The 18162-nt window shown below is 67.9% G+C and carries 20 protein-coding genes; 18 read left to right on the top strand and 2 right to left on the bottom strand.

Translation table 11 applies throughout. From position 1 onward, the window contains the following. Positions 1-22: 22 nt before the first annotated feature. A complete protein-coding gene (locus ABD727_RS12100) occupies positions 23-184 on the bottom strand; it encodes a NepR family anti-sigma factor (protein ID WP_344707637.1) in 162 nt (53 codons plus the stop codon). 283 nt (positions 185-467) lie between these two features. Here ABD727_RS12100 and ABD727_RS12095 point away from each other — a divergent pair, with 283 nt between their 5' ends. The 15 genes from ABD727_RS12095 (at position 468) to ABD727_RS12025 (ending at position 15202) form a co-directional block, all read left to right on the top strand. Further along, positions 468-1271, top strand: a complete 804-nt coding sequence (locus tag ABD727_RS12095) for a response regulator (protein ID WP_344707636.1) — start codon at positions 468-470, stop codon at positions 1269-1271. A 77-nt stretch (positions 1272-1348) separates the two neighbouring features. Beyond that, positions 1349-1489, top strand: a complete 141-nt coding sequence (locus ABD727_RS12090) for a hypothetical protein (protein WP_344707635.1) — start codon at positions 1349-1351, stop codon at positions 1487-1489. A 71-nt stretch (positions 1490-1560) separates the two neighbouring features. Next, positions 1561-2199 (top strand): sigma-70 family RNA polymerase sigma factor, encoded by a 639-nt coding sequence (locus ABD727_RS12085; RefSeq protein ID WP_344707633.1) that lies wholly within the window; start codon positions 1561-1563, stop codon positions 2197-2199. A 354-nt stretch (positions 2200-2553) separates the two neighbouring features. Continuing rightward, complete coding sequence (locus ABD727_RS12080) at positions 2554-5232, top strand: bifunctional [glutamine synthetase] adenylyltransferase/[glutamine synthetase]-adenylyl-L-tyrosine phosphorylase (RefSeq protein ID WP_344707632.1); 2679 nt, start codon at positions 2554-2556, stop codon at positions 5230-5232. Beyond that, on the top strand, positions 5229-5684 hold the full coding sequence (locus ABD727_RS12075; RefSeq protein WP_344707631.1) for a peroxiredoxin: 456 nt from the start codon (positions 5229-5231) through the stop codon (positions 5682-5684). Before ABD727_RS12080 ends, ABD727_RS12075 begins: the two co-directional genes overlap by 4 nt. 68 nt (positions 5685-5752) lie before the next feature. Then, positions 5753-6019 (top strand): hypothetical protein, encoded by a 267-nt coding sequence (locus ABD727_RS12070; protein WP_344707630.1) that lies wholly within the window; start codon positions 5753-5755, stop codon positions 6017-6019. 26 nt (positions 6020-6045) lie between these two features. Beyond that, the gene (locus ABD727_RS12065) at positions 6046-6717 is read left to right on the top strand and encodes a hypothetical protein (protein WP_344707629.1); all 672 of its coding nucleotides are present in this window, start codon (positions 6046-6048) and stop codon (positions 6715-6717) included. Positions 6718-6891: 174 nt separating this feature from the next. After that, a complete protein-coding gene (locus ABD727_RS12060) occupies positions 6892-7422 on the top strand; it encodes a hypothetical protein (protein ID WP_344707628.1) in 531 nt (176 codons plus the stop codon). A 96-nt stretch (positions 7423-7518) separates the two neighbouring features. After that, positions 7519-7986: an MgtC/SapB family protein gene (locus tag ABD727_RS12055; RefSeq protein WP_344707627.1), complete on the top strand. Its 468-nt coding sequence runs from the start codon at positions 7519-7521 to the stop codon at positions 7984-7986. Between the two features lie 73 nt (positions 7987-8059). Beyond that, positions 8060-8845: a succinate dehydrogenase iron-sulfur subunit gene (locus tag ABD727_RS12050; protein WP_344707626.1), complete on the top strand. Its 786-nt coding sequence runs from the start codon at positions 8060-8062 to the stop codon at positions 8843-8845. A gap of 151 nt (positions 8846-8996) precedes the next feature. Beyond that, positions 8997-9467 (top strand): PaaI family thioesterase, encoded by a 471-nt coding sequence (locus tag ABD727_RS12045; RefSeq protein WP_344707625.1) that lies wholly within the window; start codon positions 8997-8999, stop codon positions 9465-9467. Then, positions 9464-10609 (top strand): cell division protein ZapE, encoded by a 1146-nt coding sequence (gene zapE / locus ABD727_RS12040; protein ID WP_344707624.1) that lies wholly within the window; start codon positions 9464-9466, stop codon positions 10607-10609. Before ABD727_RS12045 ends, zapE begins: the two co-directional genes overlap by 4 nt. A 33-nt stretch (positions 10610-10642) precedes the next feature. Next, positions 10643-12424: a methyl-accepting chemotaxis protein gene (locus ABD727_RS12035; RefSeq protein ID WP_344707623.1), complete on the top strand. Its 1782-nt coding sequence runs from the start codon at positions 10643-10645 to the stop codon at positions 12422-12424. 155 nt (positions 12425-12579) lie between these two features. Further along, the gene (locus ABD727_RS12030; RefSeq protein ID WP_344707622.1) at positions 12580-13773 is read left to right on the top strand and encodes a hypothetical protein; all 1194 of its coding nucleotides are present in this window, start codon (positions 12580-12582) and stop codon (positions 13771-13773) included. A 67-nt stretch (positions 13774-13840) separates the two neighbouring features. Next, positions 13841-15202 carry a M20/M25/M40 family metallo-hydrolase gene (locus ABD727_RS12025; RefSeq protein WP_344707621.1) on the top strand — a complete coding sequence of 454 codons (1362 nt, stop codon included), beginning with the start codon at positions 13841-13843 and terminating at the stop codon, positions 15200-15202. A 57-nt stretch (positions 15203-15259) separates the two neighbouring features. Here the strand turns inward: ABD727_RS12025 and ABD727_RS12020 are convergent, their stop codons facing one another. Continuing rightward, positions 15260-15640, bottom strand: a complete 381-nt coding sequence (locus tag ABD727_RS12020; RefSeq protein ID WP_344707620.1) for a hypothetical protein — start codon at positions 15638-15640, stop codon at positions 15260-15262. A 169-nt stretch (positions 15641-15809) separates the two neighbouring features. Between ABD727_RS12020 and mdh the strand changes: the two genes are divergently transcribed. Genes mdh through sucD form a run of 3 tightly spaced genes read left to right on the top strand, consistent with a single transcriptional unit; the run spans position 15810 to position 18155 of the window. After that, positions 15810-16772, top strand: a complete 963-nt coding sequence (gene mdh, locus ABD727_RS12015) for a malate dehydrogenase (RefSeq protein WP_344707619.1) — start codon at positions 15810-15812, stop codon at positions 16770-16772. Further along, positions 16765-17274: a hypothetical protein gene (locus ABD727_RS12010; protein ID WP_344707618.1), complete on the top strand. Its 510-nt coding sequence runs from the start codon at positions 16765-16767 to the stop codon at positions 17272-17274. The genes mdh and ABD727_RS12010 overlap by 8 nt, the downstream gene beginning before the upstream one ends. Then, positions 17271-18155 carry a succinate--CoA ligase subunit alpha gene (gene sucD / locus ABD727_RS12005; protein WP_344707617.1) on the top strand — a complete coding sequence of 295 codons (885 nt, stop codon included), beginning with the start codon at positions 17271-17273 and terminating at the stop codon, positions 18153-18155. Before ABD727_RS12010 ends, sucD begins: the two co-directional genes overlap by 4 nt. Positions 18156-18162 lie beyond the last annotated feature (7 nt).

The following is an 18162-nucleotide window of genomic DNA, read 5'->3' as shown; positions in this document are numbered from 1 at the left end:
AGCGTTGCGGGCACGGCCCGGCTCAGCTCAGCTTCCCGAGTAGATCAAGGAAGTCGTCGGGTACCTCTTCGCGGAGCGCCTCGTCATAGGCGCTGCGAAGCGCCTTGCCGACGTCGTCGGGAGCAGCGCCCTTGCGGCGCGCCTTCGGTTTGGGTTCTCCCGCGGGTGGCGGACTTTCATTCATATCCGCACTCAACCCACTGTCCCCCTCCAGCCGCTTCATGGCCTGGCGCAATGACTGCTTCCTTAAACTCTCGGGCCTCAGCCCCACCGGCCCACGTATGAGTCTTGCAGCCCGCTCGTCAATCGAGAGACTGTCCGACCCACGAAACCAAAACGTGACAGCTTTGTTCCGACCAGCGCGCACTTTTGTTTCAGGATCGTAATCGGTCCGAGCCGAGGGTTGCAGTTTAACGAACCGGCTTCCAATAGGGTCGGCAACAACGAATTAGGAGCACGACTGAACCATGTCGCTTGGCCAGGAACTTGCGCCGCATCTGCCCTTTCTGCGGCGCTATGCGCGGGCGCTTACCGGTAGCCAGACCCACGGAGATGCTTTCGTCCGCGCGACTCTGGAGGCGATCGTCGCTGCTCCCGACAGCTTCCCCCGCGAAGTCGAGCCGCGGCTCGGGCTGTACAAGACCTTCCACGCGATCTGGTCGACCGCCAACATCGAGGAAGGCGGCGACTTCGGCAGCGAGAACCTCGGCAATGCCGAAGGGATCGCCCAGGCCCGGCTGAGCCGGATCACCCCGCTGTCGCGCCAGGCGCTTCTGCTGACCGCGCTCGAGGGCTTCTCGGCGACCGACGCCGGCTACCTGATCGGTGCCCAGCCGGGCGAGATCGACAATCTGGTCCAGGAAGCGTTGGGCGAGATCGAGCGCCAGACGCTGGCCGACGTCCTGATCATCGAGGACGAGCCGATCATCGCGATGGACATCGAGACGATCGTCCGCGACCTCGGCCACAATGTCACCGGCGTCGCCGTGACCCGCGACGAGGCGGTGGCCCAGGCCCGCGCCCACCCGCCGGGACTGGTGCTGGCCGACATCCAGCTGGCCGATGATTCGAGCGGCATCGATGCCGTCCGCGACATCCTCGCCGAATTCTCGGTCCCGGTGATCTTCATCACCGCCTTCCCCGAGCGACTGCTGACCGGCACCCGTCCGGAGCCGACCTTCCTCATCACCAAGCCGTTCCAGCGGGCGACGGTGAAGGCGGCGATCGCGCAGGCGCTGTTCTTCGACGCGGCGACCGTTCCGGCCAGCTAAGTCCGAGGTTCAGGGGAACCGAGGTTCCCATCGTTGCGTTGGCGCTCCGAAATCTATCTGCGGGAGTGCAACGTTACATGGATCCCAATCATCCGGATCATCTGACCGGAACCGAAGCGCGTGCCGGAACAACGCCGGGCGTCGCTCGGGTCGCGCTGTTCGGCGGACTTGGGCTTGTTATTCTGATCTTTGCGATCATCTTGCTTGTCGCCGGCTGAGCGGATCCGGTAGAGTTATGAACCATTTCGCACGCGGTGCCGCGGCACGCAGCGAGTTTCGGCGGGGATCAGTGAGCGACCAACTTGACAGCCGGCCAGCCGAGGCAGCCCGGGAAGAACCGGTTCCGCTGTCGGACCCGGAGTTCAAGACCCAGCTCGCGCAGGTCATCCCGCATCTCCGCGCTTTCGGGCGCTCGCTCTCGGGCAGCCGCGACCTTGCCGACGATCTCGTTCAGGAAACGCTGCTGAAGGCATGGGCGGCGCGCAAGCGCTTCCAGGCCGGGACCAACATGCGCGCCTGGACCTTCATCATCCTGCGCAACCTGTTCCTCAGCCAGATGCGGCGCGCCCGCTTCAAGGGCGAGTGGGACGAGATCACCGCCTCCAAGCTGCTTGCTGCTCCGGCGAGCCAGGACCGTCACGTCGAACTGGGCGACATGCAGCGGGCGCTCATGCACCTGCCGCAGCCCCAGCGCGAGGCGCTGATCCTCGTCGGCGCCGGTGGCTTCGCCTATGAGGAAGCGGCCGAAATCTGCGGCTGCGCGGTCGGGACGATCAAGAGCCGGGTGGCGCGCGGGCGGGTTGCGCTCGAGCAGTTGCTCAGCGGCGGCAAGCTTCCGAGCCGGCGCCAGCACAAGACCGATCCCAATCACAGCGCCCTGTCGCAGATCATGGGCGAGGTCGACGAGCTGGCAGGCAACCGCGGCTGATACGGCTCAGCCCTCACGATGGACAAAGAAAAAGGGCTCCGGCGAAAACCGGAGCCCTTTCTTGTACGCGTCTACTGCCGGCTTTCGCCGGCAAGGGTGTCAACCGAGGCGCGCCAGCAATTCTTCGAACTGGCGGTCTTCCGACCCCGCTGGGACGGACGCGAACGCCCGTCGCAGTGCGGCGGTGACACCGGCATGAGCAGGAGGTAGCTCGACCCTGATGATACGTCGATCCATGGAGTCGTTCGCTTCTACCAACGCCGCCGTAGAGAGTGGCTCGGATTTCATTTGTCAGTTCAACGCCGCAAAGAGCCAAGTGTTTCTCAGACCGACGCTTCCTGCCGAAAGTATCCCATGAGCGACAGTCCCGTCGATCGCTCGGCAAGCCTGGCGCGGGCGCGGCGCTGGTCGCCATTCCTCGGCGGGCTGATCGAGCGCCACCCCGATCTTGTCCGCGCATTCGAGGAGCAGGGCAGTGAGGCTGCGCTGGGCATGGCTGCGACGGTCGGCGGGAGGCCGGTCGGTGAGGCGCTGCGGGTCGAGCGGCAGCGGCTTGCGCTCGCCGTGGCGCTCGGAGACCTGTCGGGCGAGCTCGGGCTTGAGGAGGTCACCCTCGCCCTGTCCGACTTCGCCGACCGAGCGCTCGACGCAGCGCTCGCCCAAGCGATGACCGAGCGGGTTCCGGACGAGGAGCCTACAGGGATGGCGGTGCTTGCGCTGGGCAAGCTCGGCAGCCGTGAGCTCAACTACAGCTCTGACGTCGACATCATCCTGCTGTTCGACCCCGCGACCTTGCCGCGGCGGGCACGCGAGGAGCCGGGCCAAGCCGCGGTGCGCTACGGCCGGCGGATGATCGAGCTCATCCAGGAGCGGACCGAGCATGGCTATGTTGCACGGGTCGACATGCGGCTCCGGCCGTCGCCCGAGGTGACCCCGATCGCGCTTCCGGTCGATGCCGCCATTTCCTATTACGAAAGCCAGGCACTGCCATGGGAGCGGGCGGCATTCATCCGCGCCCGCGCCTGCGCCGGCGACATTGCGCTTGGCCGACGCTTCCTCGACGAGATTAGGCCGTTCGTGTGGCGGCGGGCGCTCGACTATGGCGCGATCGACGAGATCCGCGACATCTCGCTCCGCATCCGCGACCATTATGCGCAGGGGCAGGCATTCGGGCCCGGCTTCGACCTCAAGCGCGGGCGCGGCGGGATCCGCGAGGCCGAGTTCTACACCCAGGTCCAGCAACTGGTGCATGGCGGGCGCGAGCCCGGGCTGCGTGCCTCGGCGACGGTCGAGGCACTGGCGGCGCTGGAGGCGGCGGGGCGGCTCGAACCGGAAGTCGCGAACGGAATCGCGGCGGCCTATCGCGCGCTCCGCACCGCCGAGCACCGGGTGCAGATGATCGACGACCGGCAGGAGCATCGGCTTCCCCGCGGCGCTGCGCTCGACGCCGTGGCAGGACTCGATGGGATCAACGGTGAGGCGCTGCTGGAACGCTTGCGGCCACATGTCGAGCGGGTCGGGAAGACGTTCGACGGTCTCGTCCGCGACCGCACCCGCGGCCTCTCGAACGATCCGGACATCCTCGCCAGGACCCTTGCCGACATGGGCTGGCCCGATCCCGCGGAAGCGGCTCGGCGGGTCGGCGAATGGCGCTCGGGCAAGGCACGGTCGCTGCGCTCGCAGCCCGCCAGGCAGGCGTTCGAGGCGATGCTTCCGACGCTTCTTCCGCTGATGGCCGCCGGTCCCGACCCGGCGCGCGCGCTCAACCGCTTCAGCGACATCGTCGAGCGGCTGTCGAGCGGGGTCAATTTCTTCCGCCTGCTCGAGGCGCGACCGGCGCTTGCCAATCATCTTGCGCTGGTGCTCGCCCATGCGCCGGCACTGGCCGATCAGCTGGCTCGGCGCCCGACCCTGCTCGACGGGCTGGTCGACGAGAGCAGCTTCGCCGCGCCGCCCGATGCCGAGGCGCTGGCCGAGCTGTTCGGCAAGCGCGTCGGTGGCGAGGGGCTCGACCAGGCGCTCGACCTCATCCGCCGGCTCGTCGGCGAGCGCCGCTTCGCACTCGGGGTGCAATTGGTCGCCGCGCACCGCGACCCGATCCTCGTCACCAAGGGCTACAGCGACCTGGCCGAGGCAGCGGTGGTGGCGCTGTCGGCCAAGGTTGGCGACGCCTTCGCCGAGGCACATGGCCGCATCGCGGGCGGCGAGCTGGCGGTGCTGGCGCTGGGCCGCTTCGGCGGCGAGGCGCTGACCGACGCGAGCGACCTCGATCTCATCTTCCTGTTCGACGCGCCGCCCGACAGCCGCTCGGACGGCGCGCGGCCGCTGACCGCGACCGACTATTACAACCGGCTGGCGAGCCGCATCGTCGCGGCCCTGTCGGTGCCGACCGCGGCCGGCGCGCTCTACGAGGTCGATACGCGACTGCGGCCGCAGGGCGCACAAGGCATGCTCGCGGTCAGCCTCGAGGCGTTCGCCGACTACCAGCGGCGCGAGGCCTGGACCTGGGAGCATCTGGCGCTGTGCCGGGCCCGGCCGCTGACCGGAAGCGCGGCCTTCCAGCAGCGGGTGCGCGATCTCGTCTGCGCCATCCTCACCGAGCCGCGCGACCCGGCCAAGGTCCGTGCCGACGCGGCGACGATGCGGGCCGAGATGGCGCGGCACAAGCCGCCAGGCGGGCCGCTTGACGTCAAGCTTGGTGCGGGCGGGCTGGTCGACCTCGAGTTCACCGTTCACGTGCTTCAGCTGACCCATGGCGTCGGGCTCGACCCGCGGCTGGAGGTGGCGATCGCCGCGCTGGTAGAGGCAGGGCTGCTCGATGTTCGGGCGGACGACGATCTCCGCCTGCTCAGCCGGTTCCTCGTCGTGCTCCGGCTGGTCGCGCCCGAGACCCGCGAGGAGCTGCCCCCGGCCAGCCGCGCCCTCGTCGCAAGCCTGTGTGGACATGAGGGCTGGGATGGGCTGTTGGCGGCGATGGACGCGGCGCGGGCGCGGATCGCGGAGCGCTGGGAAAGAGTGAAGGACGGACGATGATCGAGGAAGGACAGAAGGCACCGGCGCTGAATCTCGCCACGACTGCGGGCGAGACGATCGACCTCGGCTCGCCCAGCGGCAGGCTGGTGCTCTATTTCTACCCCAAGGACGACACCTCGGGCTGCACCCGCGAGGCGCAGGACTTCACCGCCTTGGCCGCCGAGTTCGCGGCGGCTGGGACGAAGGTCGTCGGAGTGTCGCGCGACAGCGCCAAGAGCCACGACAAGTTCATCGCCAAATATGACTTGAAGGTGCCGCTCGCGGTCGACGAGGGCGAGGTCAGCGAGGCGTTCGGAACCTGGGTCGAGAAGAGCATGTACGGCCGCAAGTATATGGGGATGGAGCGCGCGACCTTCCTGATCGGGGCCGACGGAACGCTGCTCAGGGCCTGGCGCAAGGTGAAGGTGCCGGGCCACGCGGCCGAGGTGCTGAAGGCCGCGCAGGCGGGCTGACCTCAACGCAGCGGGACAGTCTCGGTGATTGCGGGAACCGTCACCGATGGCGCATGTTGCGCCTCCTGATGATCATGATCCCCCTGATGCTGGCGCTGCAGGTTGCCGCCACGCCCCCCGACATCGAGATCAAGGCCACCGTCCGCGCTCGCTCGCTGACCATCGAGAAGGCCGGGCGGGCCGAGGTCCGGGTCAGCGCGGGGGATCGCAACGTCGTCGACATCCAGGGTCCGGCGCCGAACGGCCGCAAGCAGATCCGCAATCCGGCCTACACGGTCGACATCAGGGCGCATGTCGTCGAGCCGGGGGCGGCTCCGGCGGCGCAACCCGAGTAAAGCGTTCAACAGGGAGAATATCGGTAATGAAAGTCATGATCTGCGCCTCTGCGGCGGCAATCCTTGCGACCGCGGCGCCTGCCGAGGCCCAGACGCGGCGTCCCGCCCAGCCGCAGCCCGGCGCCTCGACCCAGCTCGCGCAGCAGGTCTCGGCTTCGGGCGACCAGCCCGACGTTCTCCTCGACATCCCCAACCTGTCGGTCGGCGAACTGACGGTCGAGGTCTCGAAGCTCAACGCCAACATCTCGCTCGACGCGCGGCTTGGCGGGCTGCTCAAGCTGACCGCCGGTGCCGACGTCAGCGTCGACCAGGTCAAGATCCAGCTGAAGGACGTGCAGGCGACCGCGACCCTCGTGGTGCGGCTCGACAATGTCCGGGCGATCATCGAGCGGACGCTCCAGACGGTCGACAGCAATCCGCAGATCGTCAGCGGACTGCTGAGCACGGTCGACAACACCGTCGGCACGGTCGGCGGGGTCGCCAACAACGCGGTCGGCACGGTCGGCGGGATTGCCACCAACCTGCTCCGCTCCGGGCAGGTGCTCGACCTCGCCCGGGCGGGGCTGACCGAGGTGTCGCGAACGGTCAATGCGCAGGGCCAGACGCTCGTCCGGGCACGCAACGGCGCCGGCCAGCTGCTCGACATCGTCACCGACAGCGCCAATCGCGTCGTCTCTTCGCGGGCGGCAGGTCGGTAGGCCGGAAGGGGCTTAACACCCTCATGACAGCCACTGCTCGTTAGCAATGTGGCTTCCGAACAACATTGCTGCAGCTGATTGATCCCGGTTCCGGAACGACTTGCGAAAAGTCGTTCCGGAACCTTACCAAGTCGCTCCGGGCCTTCTCGCCCGGGTGTAATTGGGGGAATAATCTTGAAGCGAGTCATTGCTCTCGCCGCGCTCGCGGCGGCGTCCTTTGGCGTGACCGGTTGCGCCACCGTGCTCAACGGCACCAGCCAGCCCGTCAACTTCCGCTCGGATCCGGACGGCGCCGTGGTCAAGCTGGTCACCGGGCCGAGCTGCACCACGCCGTGCCAGTTCGACATGAAGCGCGGAAGCGATTCGATGGCGACCTACAGCCGCTCGGGCTACAAGTCGGTCGAAGTCTACATCCAGAGCCGGCTGGCCGGATCGACCTTCGGCAACATCCTTGCCGGCGGCGTCATCGGCGCCGCGGTCGATGGTTCGAACGGGGCTTCGAACCGCCTCTATCCCAACCCGGTCTATGTCCGGCTGGTGGCCGATGGGGCCGAAGGCGACGCCATGCTGCTCGACAAGGACGGCAAGGTGATCAGCACGGTCGCGGCCTACAACGCCAAGGTCGCCGACGACGTGCTTCGCGGGCTCGAGAAGCAGGGGCTCTACGCCAAGGGCACCGCCGGCCAGCAGGTCGGCGCGAAGTAAGCCACGGAAGCGAGGGACCGGCCCGACGGCTCGGTCCCTCGCGGACGCCTGCCGCGCTGGCCGGGAGCCAAGCCGCGGGCGAAATGTTACGGCCCCATGACGGAAATACTCGGGACCGACCACTTCGACATCCTGCCGCACCTGGCGGCGCTCGTCCTCGCCTACCTGCTGGCGCTTCCGATCGGCTGGAATCGCGAAAAGGAGGAGCGAAGCGCGGGCCTGCGGACCTTCCCGCTGGTCGCGGTCGCTTCCTGCGGCTTCCTCCAGGCGAGCGAGGGGATCATCGGCAATGACCCCGAGGCGACCGCGCGGGTGGTCGAGGGGCTGATCACCGGGATGGGCTTCATCGGCGGCGGCGCGATCCTCAAGGTCAAGGACAGCGTCAAGGGAACCGCGACCGCGGCGAGCCTGTGGGTGACGGGCGCGATCGGCCTGTCCGTCGGGCTCGGGGCGATCGACGTCGCGCTGGTGCTGACCGTCATGGCCTTCGTCACCCTCTACCTGCTGGCGCCCTTCAAAAAGCTGGTCGATTCCGACGGCGTGCGCTCCTCGGACTCCGAATAAGGATGGTCTTTGGAAGGGCTGGCCTTTCCGGCTCGCCCCTCCTATTTCGCGGGCAAGCTCAAGAGGAACAAGAATGGCCGAATTCGCCCTTCCGAAGAACAGCAGGATCACCGGCAAGCCGCGGACCTACAAGGCGGAAGCCGGGGCCAACCGGGTCAAGTCGTTCAAGGTCTATCGCTACGATCCGGAAGGCGGCGAGAACCCGCGCTTCGACACCTACGAGGTGAACCTCGACGAGTGCGGCCCGATGGTCCTCGACGCGCTGATCAAGATCAAGAACGAGATGGACCCGACGCTGACCTTCCGGCGCTCGTGCCGCGAGGGCATCTGCGGGTCGTGCTCGATGAACATGGACGGTCGCAACGGCCTCGCCTGCACCACCGCGATCGAGGATGTGAAGGGCGACGTCCGGATCACCCCGCTTCCGCACTGCGACGTCATCAAGGACCTCGTTCCCGACTTCAGCCACCTCTACGCGCAATATGCCTCGATCGAACCTTGGCTGAAGAGCGCCTCGCCGAGCCCGAGCGGCAAGGAGCGGCTGCAGAGCCCCGAGGACCGCGAGCATCTGAACGGGCTGTACGAGTGCATCCTGTGCTTCTGCTGCTCGACCAGCTGCCCGAGCTACTGGTGGAACGGCGACCGCTTCCTCGGCCCGGCGATCCTGCTCCAGGCCTATCGCTGGCTGGCCGACAGCCGCGACGAGATGACCGGCGAGCGGCTCGACCAGCTCGAGGATCCGTTCCGCCTCTATCGCTGCCACACGATCATGAATTGCGCGAACGTGTGCCCGAAGGGGCTGAACCCGGCCAAGGCGATCGCCGAGACCAAGAAGCTGATCGCCGAGCGCGCGGCCTAGTCCGAGCCCTTCCTCCTGTCGCGAAGCGATGGGGAGGTGCCAGCGCGACGGGCCGACGGAGGGACCGTCGCGACTGGCCCCTCCATCGCTGCTTCCGGCAGCGGTCTCCCTCCCCATTGCTGCGCAACGGGGAGGTTCCTAAGAGCAGGCGATGGACGCACCGCAGGAAGATGCTGACACCCGCCCGTCGGGTGCGCGCGAAGATCCCGACCATCCGGGCTGGTACAGCTGGGTCGAGCTCGATCCCGACAGCTTCGCGGCGCAGACCGGCAAGATGATCTTCCGTCCCGACGGCCCCGGCCGGGCGGTGGTGCGGATGTTCCCGGAAGCACGCCACCTCAACCTCGGCGGGTCCCTGCACGGCGGAATGGTGATGAGCTTCATCGACATGGCGCTGTTCGGCGGCGGACGCTGCGCGGGGATGAAGCGGGCCCATTATGTGACGCTCGACCTCACCACCAAGTTCATGGGCCGGGGAGAGGCGGGCAAGCCGTTGGACGCCCATGTCGAGCTCGTCCGCCAGACCCGCAGCCTGGCGTTCCTGCAGGGCGTGGTGAAGCAGGACGGCGCCGCCTGCTACAGCTTCTCGGGCACGCTGAAGAAGCTTCGCGAGACCACGTGAGCGGCCCCGTCGCCGCGGCCTATGCCGCGCTGCTCGCCGCCGGTGAACTGCGGCCCGACCCCGACCAGGCAAGGGCGGCGGGGGAGCTCGACCGGCTTGGCGAGGAGCTGGCACTCCGGCGCGGATTCCTTGCCCGGCTGCTGAGCCGCAAGCGCGACATCTGCGGAGTCTATTTGTGGGGTGGGGTCGGGCGCGGCAAGTCGATGCTGATGGATCTCGCCTTCGACGAGATCGCGGTCAGCCCCAAGCGCCGAGTCCATTTCCACGCCTTCATGATCGAGGTCCATGAGCGGCTTCGGGCCGAGCGGGCCAAGGGTCATGGCGATCCGATCCCGGCGGTCGCCGAAGCGATCGCGGAAGGCGCGACGCTGCTCTGCTTCGACGAGATGGTGGTCAACAATCCCGCCGACGCGATGATCCTGTCGCGGCTCTTCACCCATCTGCTGGAGGAAGGGGTGGCGGTGGTCACGACCTCGAACCGGCCGCCCACGGACCTCTACAAGGACGGGCTCAACCGCGAGCTGTTCCTGCCCTTCATCGCGCTGATCGAGGAGCGGCTCACCGTCCTTCCGCTCGACGGGCCGACCGACTATCGGCTGCAGCGATTGCAGGGGGTCGCGACCTGGCACGTCCCCAACGGACCGGCTGCGACGGCGGCGTTGAGCGAGGCCTTCTTCAAGCTGACCGACACCGTCGTCGAGGACCGCGCGAAGGTCCCGAGCGAGGAACTGGCAGTGGGTGGTGGCCGCTCGCTGCACGTGCCCAAGAGCCTCAAGGGCGTGGCGGTCTTCTCGTTCAAGCGACTGTGCGGCGAGGCGCGGGGCGCGGCGGACTATCTCGCCATCGCGCAGCGCTTCCACACCGTCATCATCGTCGGAATCCCGGTGATGGGTCCGGACAAGCGCAACGAGGCGGCGCGATTCGTGACGCTGATCGACGCGCTCTACGAGCATAACGTCAAGTTGCTGGCGGCGGCCGACGCCGAACCGGCCGGTCTCTATCCGGCGGGGACGGGTGCGTTCGAGTTCCAGCGGACGGTGAGCCGGCTCGAGGAGATGCGGAGCGCCGACTATCTCGCCTCGGGCCACGGCGTGGCGGAGATTGGGGAGAGAGGCCCGGCGCCGCCGCCGGGCCGCCTATAAGGGGAGGGCACCGCTCCAGCGAAGGCCCGCCCCATGTCGATCAGCCGTCTCGTCAAGATTGCCTCCGCAGCCCTGCTCGGGATGATGCTGCTGAGTGCGGTGGTCTTCACCATCGGGATCAACACCATCAGGATCGGCGGCGACTATCAACTCGGCATTGCCCGCGCGGCCGAACTGGAGGCGGATATCCTGCCGCCGCCGATCTTCATCGTCGAACCCTATGCGGTGGCGATGGAGGGTCTTGCCCACGAGGGGAAGAGGGGCGAATCGATCAAGCGGCTGCAGGCGCTGCGCAAGACCTACGAGGAGCGCAAGCGCCACTGGGCTGGCGCGGACATCGACCCGGAGGTCAAGGCGCAGCTGGCCGTCGCGATCCGCGAAGCCGACGCCTTCTGGAAGACGGTCGACGAGATCGCGATCCCGACCCTCAGGAGCGGTGATCGCTCGCGCTACAATCCGACGCTGGATGCGCTCTTCGCGCGCTATACGGCACAGGTGCGGACGCTCGGCAGCGTGCTTGCCACCACCCGGAACTTCAAGACCGTCAGCGAGAGCGACGCCCAGGACGCCACCAGCCTCACCGCGGCCATGCTGATCCTGCTCGGCCTGGTCTTGTTCGGCGGCGTGGTCGCCGCGGCGCTGCTCCTGCAGCGCAAGGTCGTCTCTCCGCTTGGAGAGCTCACCGAGGCCGCCCGCGGGCTGGCCGACGGGCGTGATGCCGCGGTCCCGCAGCTCGGCCGGGGCGACGAACTCGGGGCCCTGGCCGGCGCCTTCGACCACTTCGTCCGCGCCTCGGCCGAGCGGCAGGAGGTGGAACGGCGCGACGCCGCCCGTAACCGCGAGTTGGTCGACATGCTCGGCGCGATCCTGACCCGGGTGTCCGAGGGCGACCTGCGCCGTGTGCTCGAGACCGAGTTCGAAGGCGACTATCGGATTGTCGGGCTGAACCTCAACAATGCGATCAACTCGCTTCGCGACACCATCCAGCAGGTGGTGATGAGCGCCGGCTCGATCCGGCTTGCGGCCAACGAGATCGCCGACGCCTCGTCGGACCTCGCCAACCGGACCCAGTCCAACGCCGCGGCGATCGAGCAGACGTCGGCGGCGCTGGCTGATGTCGACGGACGGATCGCCTCGACCCGCGACGCCGCGCAGAGCACCGCCGAATCGGCCGAGCGAGCCCGTGCCGCGGTCGAGTTCGGACGCGCCAAGGCGCAATCGGCCGCGACCACGATGGAGGAAGTGCGGCAGGCGGCGGCGAGCGTCGACGGGGTAATGGAGGCGCTCGACAAGATCGCCTTCCAGACCCGCGTGCTGGCGATGAACGCGGCGGTCGAGGCGGGCCACGCGGGCGAGGCGGGCAAGGGCTTCGCGGTGGTCGCCGACCTCGTCTCGCAGCTCGCCGCCCGGGCCGAGGAGGAGGCCCGCAACGCGCGCGAGCAGCTGACGTCCACCGCCGAACGGATCGCCCAGGCGGTCGGCAGCGTCGGCGAGGTCGAGGTCCAGTTTGCCGGGATCGTCGAGGATGTGACCACGGTGACGAGGCTGGTCGGAAGCCTGACCGAGAATGCTCGCGCCCAGGCGAGCGCGGTGGCCGAGATCAGCTCGGCGATGCGGCAGATGGACATCGCCACCCAGCAGAATGCGGCGATGGTCGAGCAGACCAGCGCGGCGGCGGCCAACCTCCTGTCGGACGCCCAGCAATTGGTGGTCCGCACCGACAGCTTCCAGTGGGAGCGGCGCGCGGTCGACCAGCCGATCACCGTCGAGCGCCGCGGCTATCATCCGGGGGCACGGCTCGCGGCCGTAGCCTGATCCCGCGGGCTAGAAACGGTAGGAAAGCTCGGCGCCGCCGCCGCTTACGCGCACCATTGGCCTCGTCCAGCCGAGGCGAGGGATCGTCGCAAGTCTCGTTAACCTTGTTTTAGCGAGGCGGGCCCAAGGTGCGCTGGCATTTTCAAGGAACAACCATGGCTTCGCATGCCCTGACTGCACCGGTCGCCGACGCGCCTGCCCCTTCGCCCAAGGCCGACCCGGTCCCGCCGGTCGCCGCCAAGGCAGTGCCGCAGCCGCGTTACCTGTTCGGTCCGGTGATCGACTTCCTCTGCCTCGGCGGGAGCTCGCTGCTGCTGTTCCCCTTGGTCTACGCACTTGGCGACAGCGCCAACGTTGCGGGGGTCGCGGTGACGATGCTGCTCGTCGCGCACTTCATCAACCATCCGCATTTCGCCGCCAGCTACCAGATCTTCTACCGCGGCTTCGCGCAGAAGGCGTTCACCCCGGCGCTCGGCAGGGCGATGCAGGCCCGCTACCTGTTTGCCGGGCTGATCGCACCGGTCGCTCTGGTGCTGTTCTTCCTGTGGGGCGCGGGGACCAGCAACAGCCGGATGCTCGGCTATGCCGCCAATGTCATGGGGCTCGCGGTCGGCTGGCACTATGTGAAGCAGGGCTACGGCATGCTGATGGTCGATGCCGCGCTGAAGCGATTGTACCTCAAGGATCCGGCCAAGAAGATCATCCTGGCCAATTGCTACATGACCTGGTTCGCCTCCTGGCTCGGGCTCAACGCGGCGGCGTCGCGGTGGGAGCTGTGGGGGCTGGCCTATTACAGCTTCGCGGTCCCGACCCCTCTGGTCACCGCCGCCACCGCCGCGGCCGGGATGACCGCGCTCGCCGCCGCATGGGTGCTTGCTTCCGAGTGGCGGCGGATGGGCAGCCTGCCGTGGAACGGGGTCATCGCCTTCGGGGTCAGCCTTTACGCCTGGCTGCTGTTCGTGACCGTCAATCCAGTCTGGGGTCTGATGGTCCCGGCGCTCCACTCGCTCCAGTATCTGGTGGTCGTGACCCGCTTCCAGCTCAACTACGAGCGCGACCAGCTCACCAATCCCGACTACAAGAAGACCTCGCTCGTGCGCCGGATCTTCGGGGGCAATCCGCTTCCGCATCTCGCTTTCTTCTTCGTGGTCGCGGCGATCGTCGGCTGGCTCGGTTTCTGGGGAATGCCGACGATCCTCGACGGGCTGGTCCCCTACGACAGCATCGCGACGACCGGCACGCTGTTCCTGTTCGTCTTCTGGATCTTCATCAACGTCCACCACTACTTCCTCGACAATGTCATGTGGCGGCGCGAGAATCCCGAGACGGGCAAGTATCTGTTCGGCTGATCGCTTGCGCCGGGGCGCCGGTGCGGCCTAGCCTTCCTCCCCTGACACGGCTCGGGGGAGAAGAGGCTTGCTGCTCACGTCTTTGATGCTGGCTGCGGCGGCTCCTGCCGCGGCAATTCCCGACCGGGCGGCCGAACGCGCGCTGTTCGAGAAGGTGGTCGAGATCCCGACCGTCGCCGGGCGCACTGCCGAGTTCCGGCGGCTGACCACCCTTCTCGGGGCCGAGTTCGCCAGGGCGGGCATGACCAGCATCGTCAAGGACCATGACGGCACGCAGACGCTGATCGCGCGGTGGAGAAGTCCACGCCCGTCGGGAAAGAAGCCGATCCTGCTGATGGCGCACATGGACGTGGTCGAGGCCAAGGCGTCCGACTGGAAGAACCCGCCGTTCGAGTTTCGCGAGGCCGGCGGATATTACCTCGGGCGCGGATCGGCGGACAACAAGGCGGCGCTCGTCGGCATCGTGCTCGCGCTGCAGGGGCTGAAGGCGAGCGGCTTCGAGCCGAGCCGCGACATCGTGGTGCTGTTCACCGGCGACGAGGAAACCAGCGGCAATGGAGCCCGGCGCGCGGCGAATGAATGGCGCTCGCTGATCGACGCCGACTATGCGCTGAACGGCGATGCGGGCGGCGGCTCGGTCTATGCCGACGGGCGGCCGCAGGACTGGTCGATGCAGATCGCCGAGAAGACCTACGCCGACTTCACCTTCAGCGCGGTCAACCGCGGCGGGCACAGCAGCCGGCCTCGGCCCGACAATGCGATCTACGCGCTGGCCAACGCGCTCGCCGCGCTCGAGCGGCACCGCTTCAAGCCGATGATCAACGAGGCGGTGCGCGGCGAGGCCGAGCAGGTCGCCGCGGAGGATAAGGGCACCTTCGGCGAACTGGTCAGCAAGTGGCTCAAGGACCCGACCGACCGCGAGACGGCCGACCTCATCGAGGCGATGTCGCCGGGTGGCACCCGGACCCGCTGCGTGCCGACCATGCTGAGCGGCGGCCATGCTCCCAATGCGCTGGCGCAGAAGGCCGAGGCGACGGTCAATTGCCGGATCTTCCCGGGCGTCTCGATCAAGGCGACCACGGCCGAGCTCCAGCAGCTCGCGGGCGAGGACGTGACGGTGTCGCTGGTGCCCGGCTCGAGCACGCCCGCGACCGCCCCGACCGCGATCCGTCCCGACGTGCTCGCGGCCTATCAGGCGGCGGTCCGGACCCGCTTCCCCGGTGTGCCGGTGATCCCCGGCCAGTCAGCGGGCGCGACCGACGGGGCGTTCCTGCGCGCGGCGGGGATACCGGTCTATGGCTTTGGAGGCCTGTGGGGGATCGTCGGCCAGTCCGGCAACGCCCATGGCCTCGACGAACGCGTGCTGGTCGAGGGCTTCCACGGCCAGGTCCCGATCTGGCGCGAGATGCTCAAGCGGGTGGCGGGATAGCGCACGCCGACCTCGCATCCCCGTCCATGCGATACACGGACGGGGATGGCGTTCCGATCAGCGGATCAGCGCGCGGATGATCTGCTCGACGATCTGGGTGCGGGGGTCGACCCCGTAGAGCGTGCCCTGGTCGTAATAATAGTTGTTGTACGGATCGAGCTCATACTGGCGCCGCACGTCGTAGGGGATCTGGTTGTAGGCGTAGGGATCGTAGCCGTAGCTCTGCGCATAGCGCTGTCCGATCGCGAGCTTCTTCGCCTGGCCCGGTGGCAGGCAGCCGTTGTTCTTCTTGGCGAGGCCCGGCGGGCAGCCCGGCTGGGCATAGCCATAGCCCGAATGCTGCTGGTGCTTGCCATGTTTGGCGTGGGGCGGCTTGGCGGCGGCCGGGGTCGCGGCGAAGGCGAGCGCGGCGCCCGCGAGGATCAGTGCGTTTTTCATCATGACTTCCTGACAGCTTGCCGGTGAACCATCGGTGACGGCTCCATTCACGACAAGTGCAACGGACGGAGCGCCGTGGCGGTTGCCCGTTCGGCGCTCACCGGCTAGAGGCGCAGCCGAACCGGCCGTCCGTCCCGGCGGCCCCTCGCACCAGACCCGACGGAGACCCATGGCCCGCAAGAAGATCGCCCTCATCGGCGCCGGCATGATCGGCGGCACCCTTGCCCACCTCGCGGCGAAGAAGGAGCTGGGCGACATCGTCCTGTTCGACATCGCCGAGGGCATGCCGCAGGGCAAGGCGCTCGACCTCAGCCAGTGCGGCCCGGTCGAGGGCTTCGACGCGAAGATCACCGGCACCAACGACTATGCCGACATTGCCGGCGCCGACGTGGTGATCGTCACCGCCGGCGTACCGCGCAAGCCGGGCATGAGCCGCGACGACCTGCTGGGCATCAACCTCAAGGTCATGAAGGCGGTCGGCGAGGGGCTCAAGCAGCACGCGCCCAACGCCTTCGTCATCTGCATCACCAACCCGCTCGACGCGATGGTCTGGGCGCTGCGCGAATTCTCTGGCCTTCCGGCGCACATGGTGGTCGGCATGGCCGGCGTGCTGGACTCGGCCCGCTTCGCGACCTTCCTCGCCGAGGAGTTCAAGGTCAGCGTGCGCGACGTCAACGCCTTCGTGCTCGGCGGCCACGGCGACACTATGGTCCCGGTGACCAGCTACACGACGGTCAGCGGGATCCCGGTCGACGACCTCGTCAAGATGGGCCGCTCGAGCAAGGAAGCGATCGACGCGATCGTCAAGCGGACCCGCGGCGGCGGCGGCGAGATCGTCGCGCTGCTCAAGACCGGCTCGGCCTATTACGCCCCGGCGACCAGCGCGATCGCGATGGCCGAGGCCTATCTCAACGACCAGAAGCGAATCCTTCCGTGCGCGGTCGAGGTGAACGGCAAGTACGGCCTCGACGGGCTGTATGTCGGCGTCCCGGTGGTGATCGGCGCGGGCGGTGCCGAGGAAGTCATCGAGATCAGCCTCGACGACGAGCAGAAGCGCAACCTCGACGTCAGCGTCGAGGCGGTGAGGGAACTGCTGGTCGCCTGCAAGCAGATCGATCCGAGCCTTGGCTAAGCAGGCCGCCCTTGCGGCGGCGCTGCTGGCGCTGGTCCCGGTCGGCGCATCGGCGCAGTCGGTGAACCCGCCGGCGCAGATCGTCGAGGCGGCGGCGGACTGCTGGGCGGCGGTCGGCGAAACTTCGGTCGATCAGCAGGCGCTTGTCGCCAAGGGCTGGAAGGCAAGCGAGTTCAAGGCCAAGGGCAAGCCGGTCGAAACCCCGCTCCGCTTCTACAGCAAGGCCAAGTCCGGCGTCATGCTGATGGTGCTTCCAGGCGGCAAGTCGCCGGCCTGCACCGTCATGTCGCGGGTCGGGGGCGAGCCGGCATATCGGCAGCTCGTCAGCCTGCTCCTGCAGCGTCTCAAGTCAATCCAGCCGGGCCTCAAGGCCGGGCCGGGCGGCGACAAGGGCGCAGCGTTCATCGGCGGCAACCGCGTCGCCCTTCTCGAAGCCACGGGAACGAAGGCGGCCCCGGCCGCCCGGATCATCGTCGGCTATTCCGCTTCGGAGAAAAAATGAGCATTCTCGTCAACCGGAACACCAAGGTCATCACGCAGGGCATGACCGGCGAGACCGGCACCTTCCACACCGAGCAGGCGCTGGCCTACGGCACCCAGATGGTCGGCGGCGTGACCCCGGGCAAGGGCGGCACGACCCACATCGGCCTGCCGGTGTTCGACACCGTCGAGGAAGCCGTCGCCAGGACCGGTGCCGACGCTTCGGTCATCTACGTGCCGCCGCCCTTCGCGGCCGATTCGATCCTCGAGGCCATCGACGCCAAGGTGCCGCTAATCGTCTGCATCACCGAGGGAATCCCGGTGCTCGACATGGTCAAGGTCAAGCGCGCGCTCGACGGCTCCAAGTCGCGGCTGATCGGCCCGAACTGCCCTGGCGTGCTGACGCCCGAGGAGTGCAAGATCGGGATCATGCCCGGCAACATCTTCAAGAAGGGCAGCGTCGGCGTGGTCTCGCGCTCGGGGACGCTGACCTACGAAGCGGTGTTCCAGACCTCGAACGAGGGCCTCGGCCAGACCACCGCGGTCGGCATCGGCGGCGATCCGGTCAAGGGCACCGAGTTCATCGACATGCTCGAGATGTTCCTCGCCGACGACGAGACCAAGTCGATCATCATGATCGGCGAGATCGGCGGCAGCGCCGAAGAGGAAGCCGCGCAATTCCTCGCCGACGAGGCCAAGCGCGGGCGTTCGAAGCCGACCGTCGGCTTCATCGCCGGCCGGACCGCGCCTCCGGGACGCCGCATGGGCCACGCCGGGGCGATCGTCTCGGGCGGCAAGGGCGATGCGGAAAGCAAGATCGCTGCGATGGAAGCCGCTGGAATCCGCGTCTCCCCGAGCCCATCTGAGCTTGGGCGGACGCTGAAGGAACTGCTGAACCGCTAACGTCGTC

Origin of the sequence: Sphingomonas swuensis (genome assembly GCF_039538045.1) — a bacterium.
Classification (GTDB): Bacteria; Pseudomonadota; Alphaproteobacteria; order Sphingomonadales; family Sphingomonadaceae; genus Sphingomicrobium; species Sphingomicrobium swuense.
Note: the sequence above shows the minus strand (reverse complement) of the source record. Positions and strands in the feature narration are given on the sequence as shown.